Raw genomic sequence first — 17,032 nt, 5'->3', positions numbered from 1 at the left:
ATGAAAAAGGATTCGCCGGCGTCGGGGCGGCCTTATCCCCGAAATGCCGTAACCTCGATCTCGATCAGCATTTCCGGGCGGATGAGGTCGCAGACGATCATCGTCGCGGCCGGGCGGATCTCGCCGAAGGTCTCGCCGAAGATCGGGAATACGCGGTCGGCAAAGCTGGCATCGGTGACGTAGTAGTGGTTGCGAACGACGTCCGACAGCGAGAAGCCGGCTTCCTTCAGGGCGCCTTCGATCGTCTTCAGGCAGTTGCGGGCTTGTTCCTCCACCGTTTCCGGCATGGTCATGGTGGCGTAGTCGTAGCCGGTCGTGCCGGAGACGAAGCACCAGTCGCCCTTCGCGACGGCACGCGAATAACCTGCCGTCTTTTCGAAGGGCGAACCGGACGAGATGAGCTTGCGCGTCATCCGACAGCTCATGCCCAGGGGCGGGAAGCGGCGGTCGCCTTCTCGTAATTGTCGATGGAGCGGCCTTTTTCGAGCGTGAGGCCGATATCGTCGAGGCCGTTCAGCAGGCAATGGCGCTTGAAGGCATCGACCTCGAACTTGATCGAGCCGCCGTCCGGACCGGTGATCTCCTGCGCTTCGAGATCGACCGTGAGAATGGCATTGGAGCCGCGGCTGGCGTCATCCATCAGCTTGTCGAGGTCTTCCTGGCTGACGACGATGGGCAGGATGCCGTTCTTGAAACAGTTGTTGTAGAAGATGTCGGCGAAGGAGGTCGAGATGACGCAGCGGATGCCGAAATCGAGGAGCGCCCAAGGTGCATGCTCGCGCGAGGAGCCGCAGCCGAAATTGTCGCCGGCGACGAGAATCTTGGCGTTCTGATAGGCAGGCTTGTTGAGAACGAAGTCCGGGTTGGGGGTACCGTCCTCGTTGTAGCGCGCCTCGGCGAAAAGCCCGGTGCCGAGACCGGTGCGCTTGATCGTCTTCAGGTAATCCTTCGGAATGATCATGTCCGTGTCGATGTTGACGACGGGCAGGGGAGCGGCAACGCCGGTGAGCTTGACGAACTTGTCCATGACTTGGCCTTCGATTTCAGCGGAAATGTTCGAGAAGCGTTTAGATCAGTTTTGCGCCGAAATGAAGGAGAATCTGCTTTCATGGAGCGGGATGCGGGCGGAAACCGCTTCTCCCGCTTCCGGCAATCCGATTCTAAAGATCGATGATCGTCCCGCGCCCGTCGTTCCACACCCGCATCTCGCGCTGAGTGCTTCCCGGATTGGCGCGTGCGCCCGCTCGAGCATGCACGGGCCGTCCGTTGAGCTTGGCGGCGATCGCGCTGCCGACCGCAATAATGGCGGCGATCCCAGCGAGCGCCAGGGCGAGCGAGGCGGTGAACACGAAGGCCACCAACGTTATGGTGATGGCGGCGGCCGTGAAGAGAACAGAGCGGATGCTTTGCATGATTGTCACCTTTCTGCTCGGCATGTGGGTGCTGGCCACGCCGCTTGCAAGAGGGTCCGCCCGTCTCGTCTTGCGCAAAGGTTGAAAGGCAGGCACAACGAACGGCATGACAGGGAACGGCATGAGAGCGATCGACCACCATCCCGTGCGGCTGCGCCGCTCGGTGCTTTCGGTTCCGGCCGACAATCAGCGCGCGCTCGCCAAGGCTTGTGAATTGGCCGCGGACGCCGTGATCTTCGACCTCGAGGATTCCGTCTTGCCGGACCGCAAGGCTGCGGCGCGCGATGCGCTCGTCCGGCATCTTGCCGGCAACCGGCCGCAGGGCGAAACGGTCATCCGCGTCAATGCGGCGGGCTCCGGCTTCGGCGAGGCCGATCTCGCAGCGGCTCTTGCCGCGCGGCCCGATGCTATCCTCCTGCCCAAGGTCGAAAGCCCCGCCGATATTCAGGGCGCGCTCGATTGGCTTGCGGAAAGGGACGCGCCGGATGAGCTGAGGCTCTGGGCGATGATCGAGACGCCGCGCGGGGTCGTGAACGGGCCGGCGATCGCCGAGACCGGCCGCACCTCCGGCGGCCGGCTGGACTGCTTCGTCGTCGGGCTGAACGATCTTCGCAAGGAGACGGGCGTGCCCGCCTTTCCGGGCCGGACCTATCTCGTTCCGTGGCTGATGCAGATCCTTCTTGCCGCGCGCGGCAGCGGGCTCGACGTCATCGACGCGGTCTTCAACGATTTCCGCGATCCGGAAGGCTTCGAGGCGGAGTGCCGGCAGGGGCGCGACATGGGTTATGACGGCAAGATGCTGATCCATCCGGCGCAGATCGATGCGGCCAATCGGCATTTCGGCCTGGACGAGGCTGCGGTCGAGGAGGCGCGCGCGATCATCGAGGCCTTTGCCTTGCCGGACAATGCCGGAAAGGGCGTCATCAACCTTCATGGGCGGATGGTCGAGCGCCTCCATCTCGAACAGGCGATGAGGATCGCCGCCAAGGCGGACATCATCGAAAAACGAAAGGCAAACTCTTGAAACTTTATCGCTTTCTCACCGGCCCCGACGATGCCTCCTTCTGCCACAAGGTGACGGCGGCATTGAACCAGGGGTGGACGCTGCACGGTCCGCCGACCTACGCCTTCAATGCCGACACCCAGCATATGCAATGCGGACAGGCGGTGGTGAAGGAAGTGGAGGGGAAGGATTATCATCCCGACATGAAGCTGTCGGAGCAGTAGGGACTGCAATCTCTCCTCGCCTCACCCCTGTGCTCGTCACAGGGATGAGAGCGGCGCCGCGTCTGCGGCGCGGGAAACGTTCTTTCAGCCCAAGGACTTGGTCTGGCTGGATTCCTGTGACGAGCACAGGAATGAGGAAATCAAACAGGCGGCGGCGGGTGGCGCGATTCTCGGCAGGCCTCAGCCGCCCACGTGTTCCACGCTTTCCTCGATCCGCTCCATATCGTCGTCCGACAGGCCGAAATGGTGGCCGATCTCGTGGATCAGCACATGGGTGATGATATCGCCGAGCGTTTCCTCGTTTTCGGCCCAGTAGTCGATGATCGGGCGGCGGTAAAGGGTGATGCGGTTCGGGAACTCCCCGGTTTCCATGGTGAAGCGCTCGCCGAGGCCGCGGCCTTCGAACAGGCCCAGCAGGTCGAACGGCGTTTCGAGCGCCATGTCTTCGAAGACATCGTCGCTTGGAAAGTCGGCGATTTCGATCGTGAGATCCGTCGTCAGCTTGCGGAATTCCTCAGGCAGATGGCTGTAGGCTTCAAACGCGAGCTGTTCGAATACGGTAAGCGACGGTGCGTGGCGTTCCCGCCAATCATCGGTTTGGTCAATGCGGGCCATGGGCACTCCTTGTTGCCCCTCATATAGCGATTTTGCCTTTGTTTTTCGAGTGATGAATTCTAACCCGGAAAGAAGGAGGAATATATTCTCAATATTGGTTGTTGACTCTTGAGGGCAGCTCTGGAATCCATAAGAACATAACATGAACATGCAGATGGAGCTGACCGTCATGGCCGGAAACGCCGTGCAACGGCAAACCGTTCTTTCCCTTCGCGAGACCATTGCGCGGATTGAAGATCGCGGGGTGCCGGGATGCGTCCGGCCGGCCAAGTCGGCCGATCCCGCCGGCTTTCGCCGCGACAAGGAGGAGGCGCCCCGCCGCAAGGTCCTGCCGCTGGGCATCCCGCAATTCGATGAGGCCCTCCAGGGCGGGTTGCCGCTCGAGGGCATGATGGAAATCCGCAATGCCGAGACCCGGGATGCGGGCGCGGCCGCCGGCTTCGTGGCGGCGCTTGCGGTGCTCTATCAGCGGCAGAAGAAGGAGAATGGCCGTCTGGCCCCGGTCCTTTGGATCAGCCAGACGCTTGCTGCCTGTGAGGCGGGTCAGCCTTATGCGCCGGGCCTCAAGGCCTATGGACTCGACGCCGAGCGCTTCCTCTTCGTTTCGGCACGCACGGTGAAGGATGCGCTGTGGATCGCCGAGACGGCGCTTTCGGTACCGGTCTTCGCCGTGGTCGTTCTGGAAATCCGCGGCAACCCTGCCTGTCTCGCCCTGAGCGAGAGCCGGCGTCTGCATGTGAGGGCCCGGGCGGGCGGCGTGCCTCTTCTCGTCTTGCGTCAGGCGGGCGAGGAGGAGGCGAGCAGCGCCTTCTTCCGGATCCAGGTCAAGCCGGCACCGGCCGGCGAACGTCCTCTTCCCGATGGTTCGGTGCTTTGCGGCAGCATCGGCCATTCCGCCTTTCACCTCCTTGTCGAAAAAAGCAGGCGCCAAGCCTCTGACGACATCTTTCTCGAATGGAACGCCCATGACCGCCGCTTCTACTCACTCGATGAGCGCCGGAGCGCCGCTCTTCAGACAAACGATGAGCCAACGGATCCTGTCGATCCACTTTCCGCATCTGCCGGCCGATCGCGTCGCGCGCAGCCGATGGGGCGCCTCCTGGCTTTCGCGCGGGCGTCCTGACCATCCGCCCGTCGTCTTCGCCGCCAAGATCGACAATGCCATGCGGCTCGTTGCGCTCGATACTTTTGCAGAGCGTATCGGCCTGAAGCGCGGCCAGGGGGCGGCGGAAGCCCGCGCCATGTGTCCCTCGCTCGACGTGATTGCCGCCGATCCGGCCGCCGACCAGGCCTTTCTGGAGGCGCTTGCCGACTGGTGCGACCGCTATACGCCGCTCGTGGCACTCGACGGCACGGATGGCCTGTTTCTCGACATCACCGGCTGCGCCCATCTTCAAGGCGGCGAGAAGGCGCTCGTCAGCGATGTCCTGTCGCGTCTTTTCTCTCTCGGCGTCGAGGCGCGGGCGACCGTCTCCTCCGCAGCCGGGCTTTCCTGGGCTGTCGCCCGTTACGGCGATGCCGACGTCATTGCGCCCGAGGACGGGGACCCGGTGCTTGCACCCTTGCCGGTCGCCGCGCTGCGACTGCCGGCGGACACCGCGGCCGCACTCGAACGGGTCGGGCTGAAACAGATCGGCGATCTTCTCGAAGCGCCCCGGGCGCCGCTCGCCCGCCGCTTCGGCTCCTCCCTTCTCCTCAGACTCGATCAGGCGAGAGGCTTCGAGGACGAGCCGCTTTCGCCCCGGCTGCCCGTGCCGAGCTTCTCCGCCGAGCGCCGGCTCGCCGAGCCGGTGCAGGACGAGGAATACATTCTCGAACTGACCCGTCACCTCGCCAGGGATGTCCGCTCCTCGCTTGAGCGGCATGGCGAAGGCGGGCGGCTCTTCGAGCTCCTCCTGTTCCGCGTCGACGGCCGGGTATTCCGCGTCCGAGCCCATGCGGCCGTGCCCTTGAACGATGCCGCCCGCATAGCCGCCCTCTTTCGCGAGCGGCTGCAGGCGGTTCATGACGATCTCGATGCCGGATATGGTTTCGAAATCGTCCGGCTTTCGGTCCTCGGAAGCGAAAGGCTCGATCCGGCGCAGCAGGATTTTTCCGGCGCCCCCGACGAAAGCCAGCCGCTCGCGGCCTTCGTCGACAAGGTCTCCGCCCGTTTCGGGCCCGGGTGTCTGATGCAGGCGACCCTTGCCGAAAGCCATCTGCCGGAACGGGCGGGCGGATTTGCCGCCGTGACGGACGTGGCGGCGGTCCTGAGGCCGCCTGCCCCTGAAGAGAAGGCTTTCCCCGAGAACCGTCCGCTTCGGATTTTCGCGCATCCCGAACCGGTGGAGGCGACGGCGGAAGTGCCCGAGGGCGCTCCGCGAAGCTTCAACTGGCGCAAGACCCGCTACCGCGTCGCCCGTGCCGAGGGGCCGGAGCGCATCGCCGCCGAATGGTGGATCGACGGGGAGAATCATCCGACGCGCGATTATTTCCGGATAGAGGATCAGGAGGGCCGCCGCTTCTGGCTGTTTCGCGAAGGCCTTTACGGAAGGGAGACCGCCTCACCCCGCTGGTTCATGCACGGAGTTTTCGCATGAGCGCGGATACTGTCTTCTGCGAGCTCGGTGCGCGCACGAATTTCTCCTTCCTCGAAGGGGCGGCGCCGGCCGAAGAGATGGTCGTCTTCGCCAAGAAGGCGGGGCTTGCCGGTCTCGGCATTGCCGACCGCAACAGCGTCGCCGGCGTCGTCAGGGCCCATGCCAAGGCGAAGGTGGAGGGCTACCCCTTCCAGCCGGGCGCCCGCCTGGTTTTTGCCGACGGCACGCCGGACATTCTCGCCTATCCGAAAAACAGGCGGGGCTGGGGGCATCTCTGCCGCCTGCTCAGCGCCGGGAACCTGCGCTCGAAGAAGGGCGACTGCACGCTCCATCTCGCCGACTTGCTCGAATGGCAGGAGGAGCTTCTTCTGATCGTCATGCAAAGCGAAGGACGGCCGGAGGCGGAGAGCCTGGAGGTGCTGCTCGGGACATTGCAGGAGCATGCGGGCAACCGGCTCTATCTCGGGCTGGCGCCGCATTATGACGGTTTCGACCGGCATGATTTTGCCGTCCTGGCAGCCATTGCCCGAAAGACCGGCATCGGGTTGCTCGCCACCAATGACGCGCTCTATCACGATCCGCATTACAGGCCGCTCGCGGATGTCGTCACCGCCATCCGGGAGCATGTGCCGATCGCCGGCGCCGGCTTCCTTCTGCAGAAGAATGCCGAAAGGCACCTGAAGGGCCCAAGGGAAATGGCCAGGCTTTTCAGCGACTATCCCGAGGCGCTTGCCAATACGCGGAAATTTTTCAGCGAGCTCACCTTCAGCCTCGACGAGCTCAGCCATCAATATCCGGATGAAAACGCCGATGGCGAGACGCCGGCCGAAAGCTTGCGGCGGCTCGTCGCGGAAGGTGCGGCCGAGCGCTATCGCGAAGGCGTGCCGGAAAAGGTGATGCGTCAGATAGACTATGAGCTCGAACTCATCCACGACAAGAAATACGAGCCTTATTTCCTGACCGTGCACAAGCTCGTGAAATTTGCCCGCAGCGTGAATATTCTCTGCCAGGGGCGGGGATCGGCGGCCAATTCCTCGGTCTGCTTCTGCCTCGGCATCACCGATGTCGATCCGCAGAAATTCACCCTGCTGTTCGACCGTTTCCTGTCGAAGGATCGCGACGAGCCGCCCGATATCGATGTCGACTTCGAGCACGAGCGGCGCGAAGAGGTGATCCAGTATATCTACAGGACTTACGGCAAGGAGCATGCTGGCCTGACCGCCGCGGTGATCAGCTATCGCTCGCGCTCCGCCGGGCGCGAGGTCGCCAAGGCCTTCGGCCTTTCGGAAGACGTTCAATCGGCTCTCGTCAGTTCGATCTGGGGCTGGGGCACCTCGCCTTTCACCGAGGAGCAGGCGAAAGGGGCGGGGCTCGACGCGGCGGACCCTCTCACCAGGCGCGTGCTTGCCTATGCCAGTCTGCTCATGAATTTTCCGCGCCACCTCTCGCAGCATGTGGGCGGCTTCGTGATTACCCGCGACAGGCTCGACGAGGTCGTGCCGATCATGAACACGGCCATGCCCGACCGCTACATGATCGAATGGGACAAGGACGATCTCGACGAGCTGAAGATACTGAAGGTCGACGTGCTGGCGCTCGGCATGCTGACCTGCCTTGCCAAGGGCTTCAAGCTGCTCGAGGCGCATTACGGCAAGCCGATAACGCTGGCTGAAATCTACCAGGATCATCGGGACGCGGTTTACGACATGATCTGCCGCGCCGATACGGTCGGCGTCTTCCAGATCGAAAGCCGGGCGCAGATGAGCATGCTGCCGCGCCTGCAGCCGCGCGAAATGTACGATCTGGTGATCGAGGTAGCGATCGTTCGCCCCGGTCCCATCCAGGGCAATATGGTGCATCCCTATCTGAAACGGCGCGAAGCCCAGCGCAGCGGCGAGGCGGTCGTGTATCCCAGCCCGGAATTGAAGGCGGTCCTTGAAAGGACGCTGGGCGTGCCGCTGTTCCAGGAGCAGGCGATGCAGATCGCCATCACCGCCGCCGGTTTTTCGCCCAGCGAGGCCGACCGCCTGCGCCGCGCCATGGCCACCTTCAAGCGGACCGGAACGATCCACACCTTCGAGCGGAAGATGGTGGAGGGCATGGTCGCGAATGGCTACGAGAGGGAATTCGCCGAGCGCTGCTTCAACCAGATCAAGGGATTCGGCGAATATGGCTTCCCCGAAAGCCATGCTGCCTCCTTCGCCTCTCTCGTCTATGCCTCGGCCTGGCTCAAGACCTATTATCCGGACATCTTCTGCGCCGCGCTCCTGAACGCGCAGCCGATGGGTTTCTATGCACCGGCGCAACTGGTGCGCGATGCCCGCGAGCACGGGGTCAGAATGCTGCCGGTCGACATCAACCATTCGGATTGGGACGCCCTGCTCGAAGGCGAGGGTTCCTTCGACAAGAATGCTGTCCACCCGCGCCACGCCAGCATGCGGGAGGTGATCAAAACCCGGAAGGCCGTGCGGCTGGGCTTCCGATTGGTCAAGGGCCTGAAGCAGACGGATATGGAAGCGCTCGTCGCGCGCCGGGGGGAGGGATACCGCTCCGTTCATGACCTGTGGCTTCGGTCCGGGCTTTCCCGCGCCGTTCTGGAGCGCCTTGCGGATGCCGATGCCTTCCGGTCGGTAGGTCTCGACCGGCGAGCGGCCCTTTGGGCGGTAAAGGCGCTCGACGAGCAGTCGGCGGTGGAGCGGTTGCCGCTTTTCGAAGGGGCGGGTTCCGACGATCTGCAGATCGAGCCCAAGGTCGCTCTTCCCGAAATGCCGGCAGGCGAACAGGTCATTCATGACTATCGCACCCTGACGCTCTCCCTGAAGGCGCACCCCGTGTCCTTCATGCGGGAGGATTTTTCGCGAATGGGTATCCTGCGCAGCCGGGATCTGGCGGCAACCGCGACGGGGAGATGGGTGACTGTGGCGGGCCTTGTACTGGTCAGGCAGCGGCCGGGCTCTGCCAATGGCGTCATCTTCATGACGATCGAGGACGAAACAGGCATCGCCAATATCATCGTCTGGGAAAAGACGTTCCAGAAATACCGGCGGCAGGTCATGGGATCGCGGCTTGTGAAAGTCCGCGGCCGCTTGCAGAACCAGAGCGGCGTCATTCACGTGGTCGCCGATCATCTGGAGGATATAACGCCGATGCTTGGCCTGCTGCGCCGGGAGGCGCGGCGTTTCGGCGTCAACGACCGCGCGGACGAGGTCTTGCGGCCGAGCGCGGACGCCCGCGAAAAGAAAAAACTCCGGCAATTGCGCCTGGGCCTGCCCGCTCGCGCAGCACCGGAAGGCGAGGCGGCCGCCCAGGTAGCGGAGGTCATGCCGAAGGGGCGCAATTTTCATTGAGCCCCGTCATTACTCGCAGCGAAGTCGTCGCCTTGCGATTGAGGCCTCCAAGGCGACCTGTGTAAAAATGTCGCAGGCACCGTTGCCGGAATTACAAGTCATGGAGGAAAAATCCTCTCCTTAGAATCGCCTAATGTAATGATAATGCGACGATTTCCGTCAAGTTTAGAATCGCTCTAATGCACCCTTCAACCATATGGAGAAGAGTTTTTAGTTGACGGCAAATGTCCTCTTTTGCTTTATCGCAAAATCAGAGCGTTGCGTATGATGGACACGACGAAATGCTGGTTTGCAGTTGCAACTTCATCACCGAGAAAGAGATCGAGGACACGATCGTCGGCCTCCTCGACGAGGACTGTTGGCAGTTGATCGTGCCGGCGAAAGTCTATCATGCGATGGAAAAACGCGGCCGTTGCTGCGGATGTTTTCCCAACGTCGTCGACATCATCATCCGCACCACCGAGCAATATCACGCCCGCCGCGACTCGACGGACGCCGATATATTTGATTTCATGAACCGCCTCAGACAATTCCATGAAGAAAACCGGAGGGCGGATCTTGAAAGGCGACGCAAAGGTCATCGAGCAGCTTAACGAAGCGCTCTATCTCGAACTCGGTGCCGTAAACCAGTACTGGCTGCATTACCGCCTTCTCGAAGATTGGGGATACACGCTGCTCGCCAAGAAGGAGCGCGCCGAATCGATCGAGGAAATGCACCACGCCGACAAGCTCGTCTCCCGCATCATCTTTCTCGAAGGTCATCCGAATCTGCAGACGGTCGCGCCGCTGCGCATCGGGCAAAACGTCAAGGAAGTCCTGGAAGCCGACCTTGCCGGCGAGTACGACGCGCGCACCGCCTACAAGAACTCCCGCGACATCTGTCACGCGGCCGGCGATTACGTCTCGATGAAGCTCTTCGAGGAACTGCTCGCCGACGAGGAGGGCCACATAGACTTCCTCGAAACGCAGCTCGATCTGCTCCGCAAGATCGGTGAGGAAAAATACGGCCAGCTCAACGCCGCTTCCGCCGACGAAGCCGAGTAAATCCCAGCCCCCTCAAGGGCGGCGAATTAAATCAGCCCGGCCTGCCGGCCACCTTCTCCCCGCAAGCGGGGCGAAGGGGACAGGCGGCAAACGCCAGGCGTCTTCCGCCGTCGAATGCGGGGCAAGGCGGAGCCGCGTGTCCTTCTCCCCGCAAGCGGGGAGAAGGTGGCGGCAGCCGGATGAGGGGCTTATTCCGGTATCCTTTCGCTCATCGCACCAGATGCGAAAATGCCGCGACGACCTCTTCATAGGCCTTGCGCTTGAAGGGCACGATCAAACCCGGAAGTTCGTGCATGGGCCTCCATTCCCAGGCGTCGAATTCCGGCTCGTGGCCGCCGGGCGGCGGGTTAATGGCGATCTCGCTCTCCTCGCCCTCGAAGCGGAAGGCGTACCAGCGTTGCCTCTGGCCGCGGTACTTGCCCTTGAGACCGATCCCGATCAGATGCGACGGGAGGTCGTAATTGATCCAATCCGGCGCCTCCGCCAGGAGCGAGACCGAGCGGATGCCGGTCTCCTCGTAGAGTTCGCGATAGGCGGCCGCGAGCGGGTCCTCGCCCTCGTCGATGCCCCCTTGCGGCATCTGCCAGAGCTGCGGCGAACCGTCGTATTCGGAATTGCCGACGGCGAGCCGGTGCCCGGCCCAGACAAGTCCCTGCCGGTTGAGAACCATGACGCCGACACATGGCCGATAGGGCAGATCCTCAGCCGTCATGACGCGCCCCTTATCCTTCCCCATATCGTCCTTCCTTTGCATGTTGCCGCGAGCCGTATGACTCGATGGTCCACTGCGCTTAAATCAGTTTTGTTTCGGATCTTTGACGAGTGCGGCCACGCCGACCACCTCGATGCCCCGCCCGCCGGCTTCCTCGATCCATTCGGAAATGGCCGCCACGCTTTCGTCGAAGGCGGAAGCGACCCCGATCGCGGTGCCGTTCCTCCGCGCGATGCGCTCCAGCTCGTCGAGTCTGCGCAGGATGGCATTGCGGCTGAGCTCGCCATCGAGCACGAGATCGGCGAAACCGTGCGGCACGTCGAAGGCGCCGGCGAGCGTGCCCGAGAGCGATTGCGCCGACGTCCCGTCGTCCAGGAACAGGAGGCCCCGCTTGCCGAGATCGCGCATGACGGGCTCGAGCGCATCCGAATCGGAGAGAAACCGGCCTCCGAGATAGTTCATCACGCCGGTGTAATTGGTGATCTGTCCCATGCTTCGATGCAGTTCCGCAAGGTTCTTCCCGGCATCGGAGGAAACGCGCAGCGCGTGTGGGCCGGGATCGTTGTTCGGATAATCGAACGGTTCCATCGGCACCTGCAGCAGGATCTCGTGGCCGTTACGCCGCGCCTCCTGCATCCAGCGCTGCAGGCTGTTTCCGGCCGCGGCGAAGGCAAGCGTCACTTCCGCCGGCAGTGCGCGGAGGGCGCGCTGCGTCCCCGTCTGGCTGAGGCCGAGGCCGCCGACGACGATGGCGATCCGCGTTCCGCGGGCGCCGGACCAGGGGCGCGCATATTGCTCCATCGGCCTCAGCCCGTCCGGGCCGATGACCGGCAGGCGGCCTTCGGGGCGGTCTTCCAGCAGGCTTTCATTTGGAAGGGCTGCCATGCGAGGGTCCTGCCCTCGCGTGGGCTCGACACCGATCAGCGCGGGGCCGCCGGTTTCGCGCGAACGGGGCGTGTATTTCCTGACCGTCGCGCCATCATCGGTTAGAACGGCCTCGACATGTGCGCCGGAGAGAGCGCCGCTCCGGTGGAGCGCCTCCGGCCTGGCTTTTCGGCCCTCCGAGGGTGGCGCCGGTTCGGTGGCGAGGGTCGCGGTCGCTGCCGGCATTGCAGGCGAACGGGTCTGGTGGCCGGGAGAAAGGGCGCTCCATGCGGAAAGCCCGATGACCGCAAGGGCTCCGAGGCTGAGGCCGCAGTAACGCAGGACGCGACGGAGATCGCGCTTGCGTGCCGGTCTCTCCTTGCGGTTCTGGCCCAGCGGGGCGTTGAGGTCAGTTGCCAAACGGGGCCTCGGTCGAGCTTCGATCCTGGCGCGAATCGCCGCTGGCCATGACGATGGACTTGAAGGAGGCCAGAATCATCGCACATGCGACTGCATGCCGATGGATAATATAAAGGCGCCGGGTTGAACAGCCCGGCGCCTCCTTGATTCCTCTCACCTGGAACTCTGCAGGTGAGGGGCTTATTCCTTCAGCTGCGCCTGTTCCGGGTTGGCCGGGAAGGCCGGATCCGTCTTCTTGCCGCGCAACAGGTCGAACGCATAGTTCAGCTGAATGTCGTCCTTGGTTTCCGGCGGCACGTAAGCGACCGAGCCGGAGCCCTCTTCGGTCTCTTCTTGGCCCGGAATGTGACCGCGCAGATCGGATTCGCCCTGCGCTTCCACCTTGCCCAGAAGCTCGGGCGGCAGCGGCTGCTCCACCTTGATGTCGGGCGTGATGCCGGTGCCCTGAATCGACTTGCCGGACGGCGTGTAATAGAGCGCCGTCGTCAGACGCAGCGCTCCGGCGTCGCCGAGCGGGATGATCGTCTGTACCGAGCCCTTGCCGAAGGAGCGCGTGCCGAGAACGGTGGCGCGCTTCAGGTCCTGGAGAGCACCGGCCACGATTTCCGACGCGGATGCCGAGCCGCCGTTGACGAGCACGACGACAGGCTTGCCGCCGGTCAGGTCGCCCGGGGTCGCATTGAAGCGGCGGGTTTCATCCGGATTGCGGCCGCGGGTCGAAACGACCTCGCCACGCTCCAGGAACGCGTCCGAGACATTGATCGCCTGGTCGAGCAGGCCGCCCGGATTGAGGCGCAGGTCGAGGACATAGCCCTTGAGCTTGTCCGCGGGAACTTCCGCCTGGATCTTCTCGATGCCCTTCTTCAGGTCCTCGAAGGTCTTTTCCGTAAACGAGATGACCCTGAGATAGCCGACATCCCCTTCGACACGGACCTTCACCGCGCGGACCGCGATCACGTCGCGTACGATCGTCAGTTCGATCGGCTTTTCGGCTCCCTTGCGCAGGATCGTCAGCTTGATCGGCGTGCCGACGGCGCCGCGCATCTTGTCGACCGCTTCCTCCAGCTTGAGGCCGCGGACGTCCTGACCGTCGATCTTCGAGATGAAATCGCCTGCGAGCACACCGGCGCGCGCGGCGGGCGTGTCGTCGATCGGACTCGTCACCTTGACGAGATCTTCTTCCATGGTGACCTCGATGCCGAGGCCGCCGAACTCGCCGCGCGTCTGGGTACGCATATCTTCGGCGTCGGTCGAGTTCATGTAGCTCGAATGCGGGTCTAGAGACGAGAGCATGCCGTTGATGGCGTTCTCGATCAACTTGTCATCCTGCGGCGGCGTCACGTATTGCGCGCGCACGCGCTCGAACACGTCGCCGAAGATCGCCAGTTCGCGGTATGTCGACGAATTTGCGGCCACGGCCGGCATGGTTGCCGAGTAGACGACGCCCATCGCCGTCGCGCCCATCAGCGCCCCGACCAGGACAAGTGAAGCTCTACGTATCATTTCGCGCCCTTCCAACCTCTGCTGCGGTCCACCACGGTCGGGAATCAACCGGCTTCCCGTCTTTTCTGAATTCAATGTAAAGCGTTGGCCTGTCGGTTTCCAGCGCCAAGGCCGCCGCACTCGCCACTCTTTTTGCACCCATCGCCGCCACCGGCTCCCCGGCCACGACGAATTGCCCCGGCCGGACACTGACGTTTTCCATGCCGGCGAGCACGATATGATACCCGTCACCGGCATTGAGAATGATCATCTGCCCGTAGCTGCGGAAACTCCCGGCATAGACGATCCACCCGTCCGCCGGCGTAGTCACCAGCGCGCCTGCATTGGTCTCGAGCATGATCCCCTGCAGCGAATGCCCCGTTCCGTCCGCGTCGCCAAAACGGCGCACAAGCGAACCCGCAACGGGATAAGTCAGCCGCTCCCGCAGCTCGGAAAAGACATATGCCGGCGCAATGCGGTTTTTGTCAGGCACGGCACTCCGGGCGAGCTCCCGCGCAGCCTCGCGCTCGGCCTCGCTCATGCGGCGGCGTTCCTCCTCCTCGGCGCGGGCGGCGGCGGCCGCTTCGCGCACGGAGGAGATCTCGTTTTCGAGCGATGAGATCAGGCCCTCGAGGTTCTCCGCCTGCAGGGCGAGTTCCTCGGCCTTGCGCTGTTCGACCGCCAGATCGGCCGCATTGCGTTGCCTCAGCTTCTCCTTTTCGGCGACGAGCATCGACATCCGCCGCTCTTCCTCGAGCCGGGCGGTCATTGCCGCGGTCAGTTCCTCGCGTTCGCTGGCGATGCCGCTGCGGATATCGGCGAGCGCCTGCAGGTCGGCGACGAGGCTGTCGGTCTGCTCGCGTATCTCAGGAACGACGGCGCCGAGCAGAATGGCGCTGCGTACGGAGCCGAGCGCATCCTCCGGAGTCACGAGGATTGCCGGCGGCGGATTGCGGCCCATGCGCTGGAGAGCGGCGAGCACCTCGGCCAAAAGGCCGCGACGGGCCCGCAGCGAACGCCGCACCACATCCTCCTTGACGCGCAGATCGCCGAGCTTCCTTTCGCCGTCGGCGATCCGGCGTTCGAGCTCCTGCCGCTTGGCTGCCGAATCCACGAGGGCTTCGCGGAGGGTCTCGTTGCTCTTGTCGATCTCGGCGATCGTCTTTTCGAGTGCCTCGGAGCGATCCCGCGAAAGCGTGATCGTCTTCGACAGTGCCTCGAGCTCGCTCGCGGTACTGTCGCGCCGGACCGCCAGATCGGCAGCCGGATCCGGCGGCGCCGGCTTGGCGGCACCCGCATCGGCCGGCGCGGCGGCGGGCGCGTCCTGAGCCGCAGTCGGGCCGATCACCGACAGGAAAAGCGCCATGACCGCAGTACCGCAGCCGAACCGCCGCGCGCCCCGCTTCAAACAGGCTCTATTCGTTGGAGGTCTCATCCCGTCTCATAAGTCCAAAAGTTAGGAGACCCTAATCTGATTTGGCTGGGCAAACCAATACATATTCGCGTTATCGTATCGGGAGGCGGACCGGGCCGGATCTACGGAAAGAAAGCGCGGCAGCGGGGTGCGGCAGCCGGATCAGGCCCGATGATAAGGATGCCCCGAAAGGATCGTCACGGAGCGATAAAGCTGCTCGGCGATGAGGATGCGCACGAGCTGGTGCGGCCAGGTCATCCTGCCGAGGTTGAGCACGGCGTCGGCGCGGGCGTGGAGCGCGGGATCAAGTCCGTCGGCACCGCCGATCGCTATCATCAGATCGCGCTTGCCGCTATCCCTGAAGGTAGCGAGCAGGTGTGCGAAAGCTTCCGAGTCGAGCGCCTTGCCGCGCTCGTCGAGCAGCACGAGCAGGCTGCCGTCGGCGAGCGCTTTTTCAAGCTGTCCGGCTTCCTCGCGCTTGCGCGTCTCCGCGTTGCCGGCGCGGCTTTCGACTGTCTCCACGACACGGGCCAATTCGAGGCCGACGGCTGGACCCGCCTTGGCGAACCGGTCGAGATAGCGGCCCGCAAGGTCCTTTTCCGGCCCCGCCTTGAGGCGGCCGACTGCGAAAAGTCCGATACGCATGACCCGATCCGTCCCCGCCGGCGCCGATCGGTTGTTATCGACCGGCAAAATTCTTGCCGCCATCCGCCTTGTCGGCGATGGCAATCGCATGTCACGTTCGGCACCGGCCGCCGCTCCGTCCTGAGTCGATGGTCAGGATCGGGCGACGTGTCTCAGTGCAGGGTACCGTCTTCGATCTCGGGAGCCGCCCACATCTTTTCGATGTTGTAGAACGCCCGGATTTCCGGCCGGAAGATGTGAACGATCACATCGCCGGTGTCGATCAGTACCCAGTCGCCACCCTCGAGACCTTCGACGCGAGCCCTGCCGAGGCCGTCGTCCTTCAGGTCCGTGATCAAGTGGTCGGCAATGGCCATCACATGCCTGTTCGATCGCCCGGAGACGACGACCATGAAGTCTCCCAGCGCCGATTTTCCGGCAATGTCGATGGTAACGATATTTTCTGCCTTCGAGTCCTCTAGGCTTTCGAGGACCAGTTGAAGCGCACGGACAGCGGCTTCGTCGCTCGATTCCGTGCTGCGCGGGAATGCGGATGCCGCATATCCCTTGGCGTGTGCTGTTGTCAGGGTTTTTCCTTTCCAAATGAACAGAACAGGCACGTTCGATTCGAAATAATTGTTCGAACCGTACTTAAATGTAGGCATCAAACCCATACGGTTTCAAGACACGAGATCCGAATTACGGGAAATCACCCGAATTTGGCCGAACGAAGCGCCGTCGAACTCAAGCCCGAACGCGGGCCGTGAATGAAGGTCCAGGCGGGCGCGCGGCGGAAAGCGAGGGTTCCCGCATCCTCCTCGTCGACCCGGGCCTTGCTGAAAGCCCTCGCCATCGGCGAGGAGAGATAGGCAAGAGTCGATCCGGGCCGGTCGATAACGGCGATAGGGAAAGTGGCGACGATCTTGCGCCAGTCCTGCCAGCGGTGAAAGTTCTTGAGATTGTCCGCGCCCATGACCCAGACGAAACGGACGTCGCGGTTGCGGGCGCGGATCGCCTCCAGCGTGCGGGCCGTGTAGCTCTGGCCGAGCGCCTGCTCGAAAGCGGTCACCTTGATGCGCGGATTACGGGCGATCTTCTCGCTCATCGCGATGCGTTCGCCAAGAGGTGCGAGATGGTTGCGGTCCTTGAGCGGATTGCCGGGCGTCACCATCCACCAGAGCTGATCGAGCCGGAGCCGGCGCAAAGCGGTCTCGGCGACGAGTGCATGCCCGTCATGCGGCGGATTGAAGGATCCGCCGAACAGGCCGACGGCCATGCCGGACTCGACATGC

18 protein-coding genes are annotated in these 17,032 nt (G+C 63.4%); 7 read left to right on the top strand and 11 right to left on the bottom strand.

Annotation, left to right across the window (positions count from 1 at the left end):
* Positions 1-32: 32 nt before the first annotated feature.
* The 3 genes from CN933_RS15945 to CN933_RS15935 form a co-directional block, all read right to left on the bottom strand.
* A complete protein-coding gene (locus CN933_RS15945) occupies positions 33-413 on the bottom strand; it encodes a RidA family protein (protein ID WP_003531294.1) in 381 nt (126 codons plus the stop codon).
* A gap of 8 nt (positions 414-421) precedes the next feature.
* Complete coding sequence (leuD, locus tag CN933_RS15940) at positions 422-1,027, bottom strand: 3-isopropylmalate dehydratase small subunit (protein WP_018097351.1); 606 nt, start codon at positions 1,025-1,027, stop codon at positions 422-424.
* Positions 1,028-1,160: 133 nt separating this feature from the next.
* Positions 1,161-1,412: a hypothetical protein gene (locus CN933_RS15935; RefSeq protein WP_018097350.1), complete on the bottom strand. Its 252-nt coding sequence runs from the start codon at positions 1,410-1,412 to the stop codon at positions 1,161-1,163.
* 121 nt (positions 1,413-1,533) lie between these two features.
* Here CN933_RS15935 and CN933_RS15930 point away from each other — a divergent pair, with 121 nt between their 5' ends.
* Together CN933_RS15930 and CN933_RS15925 are read left to right on the top strand one after the other, a co-directional pair.
* Positions 1,534-2,436, top strand: coding sequence for an HpcH/HpaI aldolase/citrate lyase family protein (locus CN933_RS15930; RefSeq protein WP_018097349.1), 903 nt, complete (start codon positions 1,534-1,536; stop codon positions 2,434-2,436).
* Positions 2,433-2,639, top strand: a complete 207-nt coding sequence (locus CN933_RS15925) for a DUF1737 domain-containing protein (protein ID WP_003531285.1) — start codon at positions 2,433-2,435, stop codon at positions 2,637-2,639. The genes CN933_RS15930 and CN933_RS15925 overlap by 4 nt, the downstream gene beginning before the upstream one ends.
* A 180-nt stretch (positions 2,640-2,819) precedes the next feature.
* On the opposite strand, the gene CN933_RS15915 is transcribed toward CN933_RS15925, so the two are convergent.
* Positions 2,820-3,254 (bottom strand): metallopeptidase family protein, encoded by a 435-nt coding sequence (locus tag CN933_RS15915; RefSeq protein WP_003531284.1) that lies wholly within the window; start codon positions 3,252-3,254, stop codon positions 2,820-2,822.
* Between the two features lie 142 nt (positions 3,255-3,396).
* On the opposite strand from CN933_RS15915, the gene CN933_RS31535 reads away from it, so the two are divergent.
* From CN933_RS31535 to bfr, 5 genes are all read left to right on the top strand, one after another.
* Positions 3,397-4,377: an ImuA family protein gene (locus tag CN933_RS31535; protein WP_018097348.1), complete on the top strand. Its 981-nt coding sequence runs from the start codon at positions 3,397-3,399 to the stop codon at positions 4,375-4,377.
* On the top strand, positions 4,277-5,833 hold the full coding sequence (locus CN933_RS15910) for a DUF6504 family protein (RefSeq protein WP_018097347.1): 1,557 nt from the start codon (positions 4,277-4,279) through the stop codon (positions 5,831-5,833). The genes CN933_RS31535 and CN933_RS15910 overlap by 101 nt, the downstream gene beginning before the upstream one ends.
* On the top strand, positions 5,830-9,180 hold the full coding sequence (locus CN933_RS15905) for an error-prone DNA polymerase (protein ID WP_018097346.1): 3,351 nt from the start codon (positions 5,830-5,832) through the stop codon (positions 9,178-9,180). The genes CN933_RS15910 and CN933_RS15905 overlap by 4 nt, the downstream gene beginning before the upstream one ends.
* 281 nt (positions 9,181-9,461) lie before the next feature.
* Positions 9,462-9,773 (top strand): (2Fe-2S)-binding protein, encoded by a 312-nt coding sequence (locus CN933_RS15900; protein ID WP_018097345.1) that lies wholly within the window; start codon positions 9,462-9,464, stop codon positions 9,771-9,773.
* Complete coding sequence (gene bfr / locus CN933_RS15895) at positions 9,739-10,224, top strand: bacterioferritin (RefSeq protein WP_003531268.1); 486 nt, start codon at positions 9,739-9,741, stop codon at positions 10,222-10,224. The genes CN933_RS15900 and bfr overlap by 35 nt, the downstream gene beginning before the upstream one ends.
* 208 nt (positions 10,225-10,432) lie before the next feature.
* Here the strand turns inward: bfr and CN933_RS15890 are convergent, their stop codons facing one another.
* The 7 genes from CN933_RS15890 to CN933_RS15860 all read right to left on the bottom strand — a co-directional run bounded on the left by CN933_RS15890 (position 10,433) and on the right by CN933_RS15860 (position 17,016).
* Positions 10,433-10,960, bottom strand: a complete 528-nt coding sequence (locus CN933_RS15890; RefSeq protein WP_018097344.1) for an RNA pyrophosphohydrolase — start codon at positions 10,958-10,960, stop codon at positions 10,433-10,435.
* Positions 10,961-11,020: 60 nt separating this feature from the next.
* The gene (locus CN933_RS15885; RefSeq protein WP_018097343.1) at positions 11,021-12,220 is read right to left on the bottom strand and encodes a divergent polysaccharide deacetylase family protein; all 1,200 of its coding nucleotides are present in this window, start codon (positions 12,218-12,220) and stop codon (positions 11,021-11,023) included.
* Between the two features lie 180 nt (positions 12,221-12,400).
* Positions 12,401-13,723: a S41 family peptidase gene (locus CN933_RS15880; RefSeq protein ID WP_018097341.1), complete on the bottom strand. Its 1,323-nt coding sequence runs from the start codon at positions 13,721-13,723 to the stop codon at positions 12,401-12,403.
* The gene (locus tag CN933_RS15875) at positions 13,713-15,137 is read right to left on the bottom strand and encodes a murein hydrolase activator EnvC family protein (RefSeq protein WP_018097340.1); all 1,425 of its coding nucleotides are present in this window, start codon (positions 15,135-15,137) and stop codon (positions 13,713-13,715) included. The genes CN933_RS15880 and CN933_RS15875 overlap by 11 nt, the downstream gene beginning before the upstream one ends.
* 141 nt (positions 15,138-15,278) lie before the next feature.
* Complete coding sequence (gene rlmH / locus CN933_RS15870; protein ID WP_026168840.1) at positions 15,279-15,761, bottom strand: 23S rRNA (pseudouridine(1915)-N(3))-methyltransferase RlmH; 483 nt, start codon at positions 15,759-15,761, stop codon at positions 15,279-15,281.
* 152 nt (positions 15,762-15,913) lie between these two features.
* Positions 15,914-16,405: a ribosome silencing factor gene (gene rsfS / locus CN933_RS15865; RefSeq protein ID WP_026168839.1), complete on the bottom strand. Its 492-nt coding sequence runs from the start codon at positions 16,403-16,405 to the stop codon at positions 15,914-15,916.
* A 44-nt stretch (positions 16,406-16,449) separates the two neighbouring features.
* The gene (locus tag CN933_RS15860) at positions 16,450-17,016 is read right to left on the bottom strand and encodes a nicotinate-nucleotide adenylyltransferase (RefSeq protein ID WP_234704947.1); all 567 of its coding nucleotides are present in this window, start codon (positions 17,014-17,016) and stop codon (positions 16,450-16,452) included.
* Positions 17,017-17,032: the final 16 nt, after the last annotated feature.

Origin of the sequence: Sinorhizobium sp. M4_45 (genome assembly GCF_002885915.1) — a bacterium.
In the GTDB taxonomy this organism is placed as follows: Bacteria; Pseudomonadota; Alphaproteobacteria; order Rhizobiales; family Rhizobiaceae; genus Sinorhizobium; species Sinorhizobium meliloti_A.
Note: the sequence above shows the minus strand (reverse complement) of the source record. Positions and strands in the feature narration are given on the sequence as shown.

Bases quoted from the DNA above. Each gene is read 5' to 3' on its own strand.
- CN933_RS15945 (WP_003531294.1), bottom strand. From the start codon at position 413: ATGACGCGCAAGCTCATCTCGTCCGGTTCGCCCTTCGAAAAGACGGCA.
- leuD (WP_018097351.1), bottom strand. From the start codon at position 1,027: ATGGACAAGTTCGTCAAGCTCACCGGCGTTGCCGCTCCCCTGCCCGTC.
- CN933_RS15935 (WP_018097350.1), bottom strand. From the start codon at position 1,412: ATGCAAAGCATCCGCTCTGTTCTCTTCACGGCCGCCGCCATCACCATA.
- CN933_RS15930 (WP_018097349.1), top strand. From the start codon at position 1,534: ATGAGAGCGATCGACCACCATCCCGTGCGGCTGCGCCGCTCGGTGCTT.
- CN933_RS15915 (WP_003531284.1), bottom strand. From the start codon at position 3,254: ATGGCCCGCATTGACCAAACCGATGATTGGCGGGAACGCCACGCACCG.
- CN933_RS31535 (WP_018097348.1), top strand. From the start codon at position 3,397: ATGAACATGCAGATGGAGCTGACCGTCATGGCCGGAAACGCCGTGCAA.
- CN933_RS15910 (WP_018097347.1), top strand. From the start codon at position 4,277: ATGAGCCAACGGATCCTGTCGATCCACTTTCCGCATCTGCCGGCCGAT.
- CN933_RS15905 (WP_018097346.1), top strand. From the start codon at position 5,830: ATGAGCGCGGATACTGTCTTCTGCGAGCTCGGTGCGCGCACGAATTTC.
- CN933_RS15900 (WP_018097345.1), top strand. From the start codon at position 9,462: ATGCTGGTTTGCAGTTGCAACTTCATCACCGAGAAAGAGATCGAGGAC.
- CN933_RS15890 (WP_018097344.1), bottom strand. From the start codon at position 10,960: ATGGGGAAGGATAAGGGGCGCGTCATGACGGCTGAGGATCTGCCCTAT.
- CN933_RS15880 (WP_018097341.1), bottom strand. From the start codon at position 13,723: ATGATACGTAGAGCTTCACTTGTCCTGGTCGGGGCGCTGATGGGCGCG.
- CN933_RS15875 (WP_018097340.1), bottom strand. From the start codon at position 15,137: ATGAGACCTCCAACGAATAGAGCCTGTTTGAAGCGGGGCGCGCGGCGG.
- rlmH (WP_026168840.1), bottom strand. From the start codon at position 15,761: ATGCGTATCGGACTTTTCGCAGTCGGCCGCCTCAAGGCGGGGCCGGAA.
- rsfS (WP_026168839.1), bottom strand. From the start codon at position 16,405: ATGCCTACATTTAAGTACGGTTCGAACAATTATTTCGAATCGAACGTG.
- CN933_RS15860 (WP_234704947.1), bottom strand. From the start codon at position 17,016: ATGGCCGTCGGCCTGTTCGGCGGATCCTTCAATCCGCCGCATGACGGG.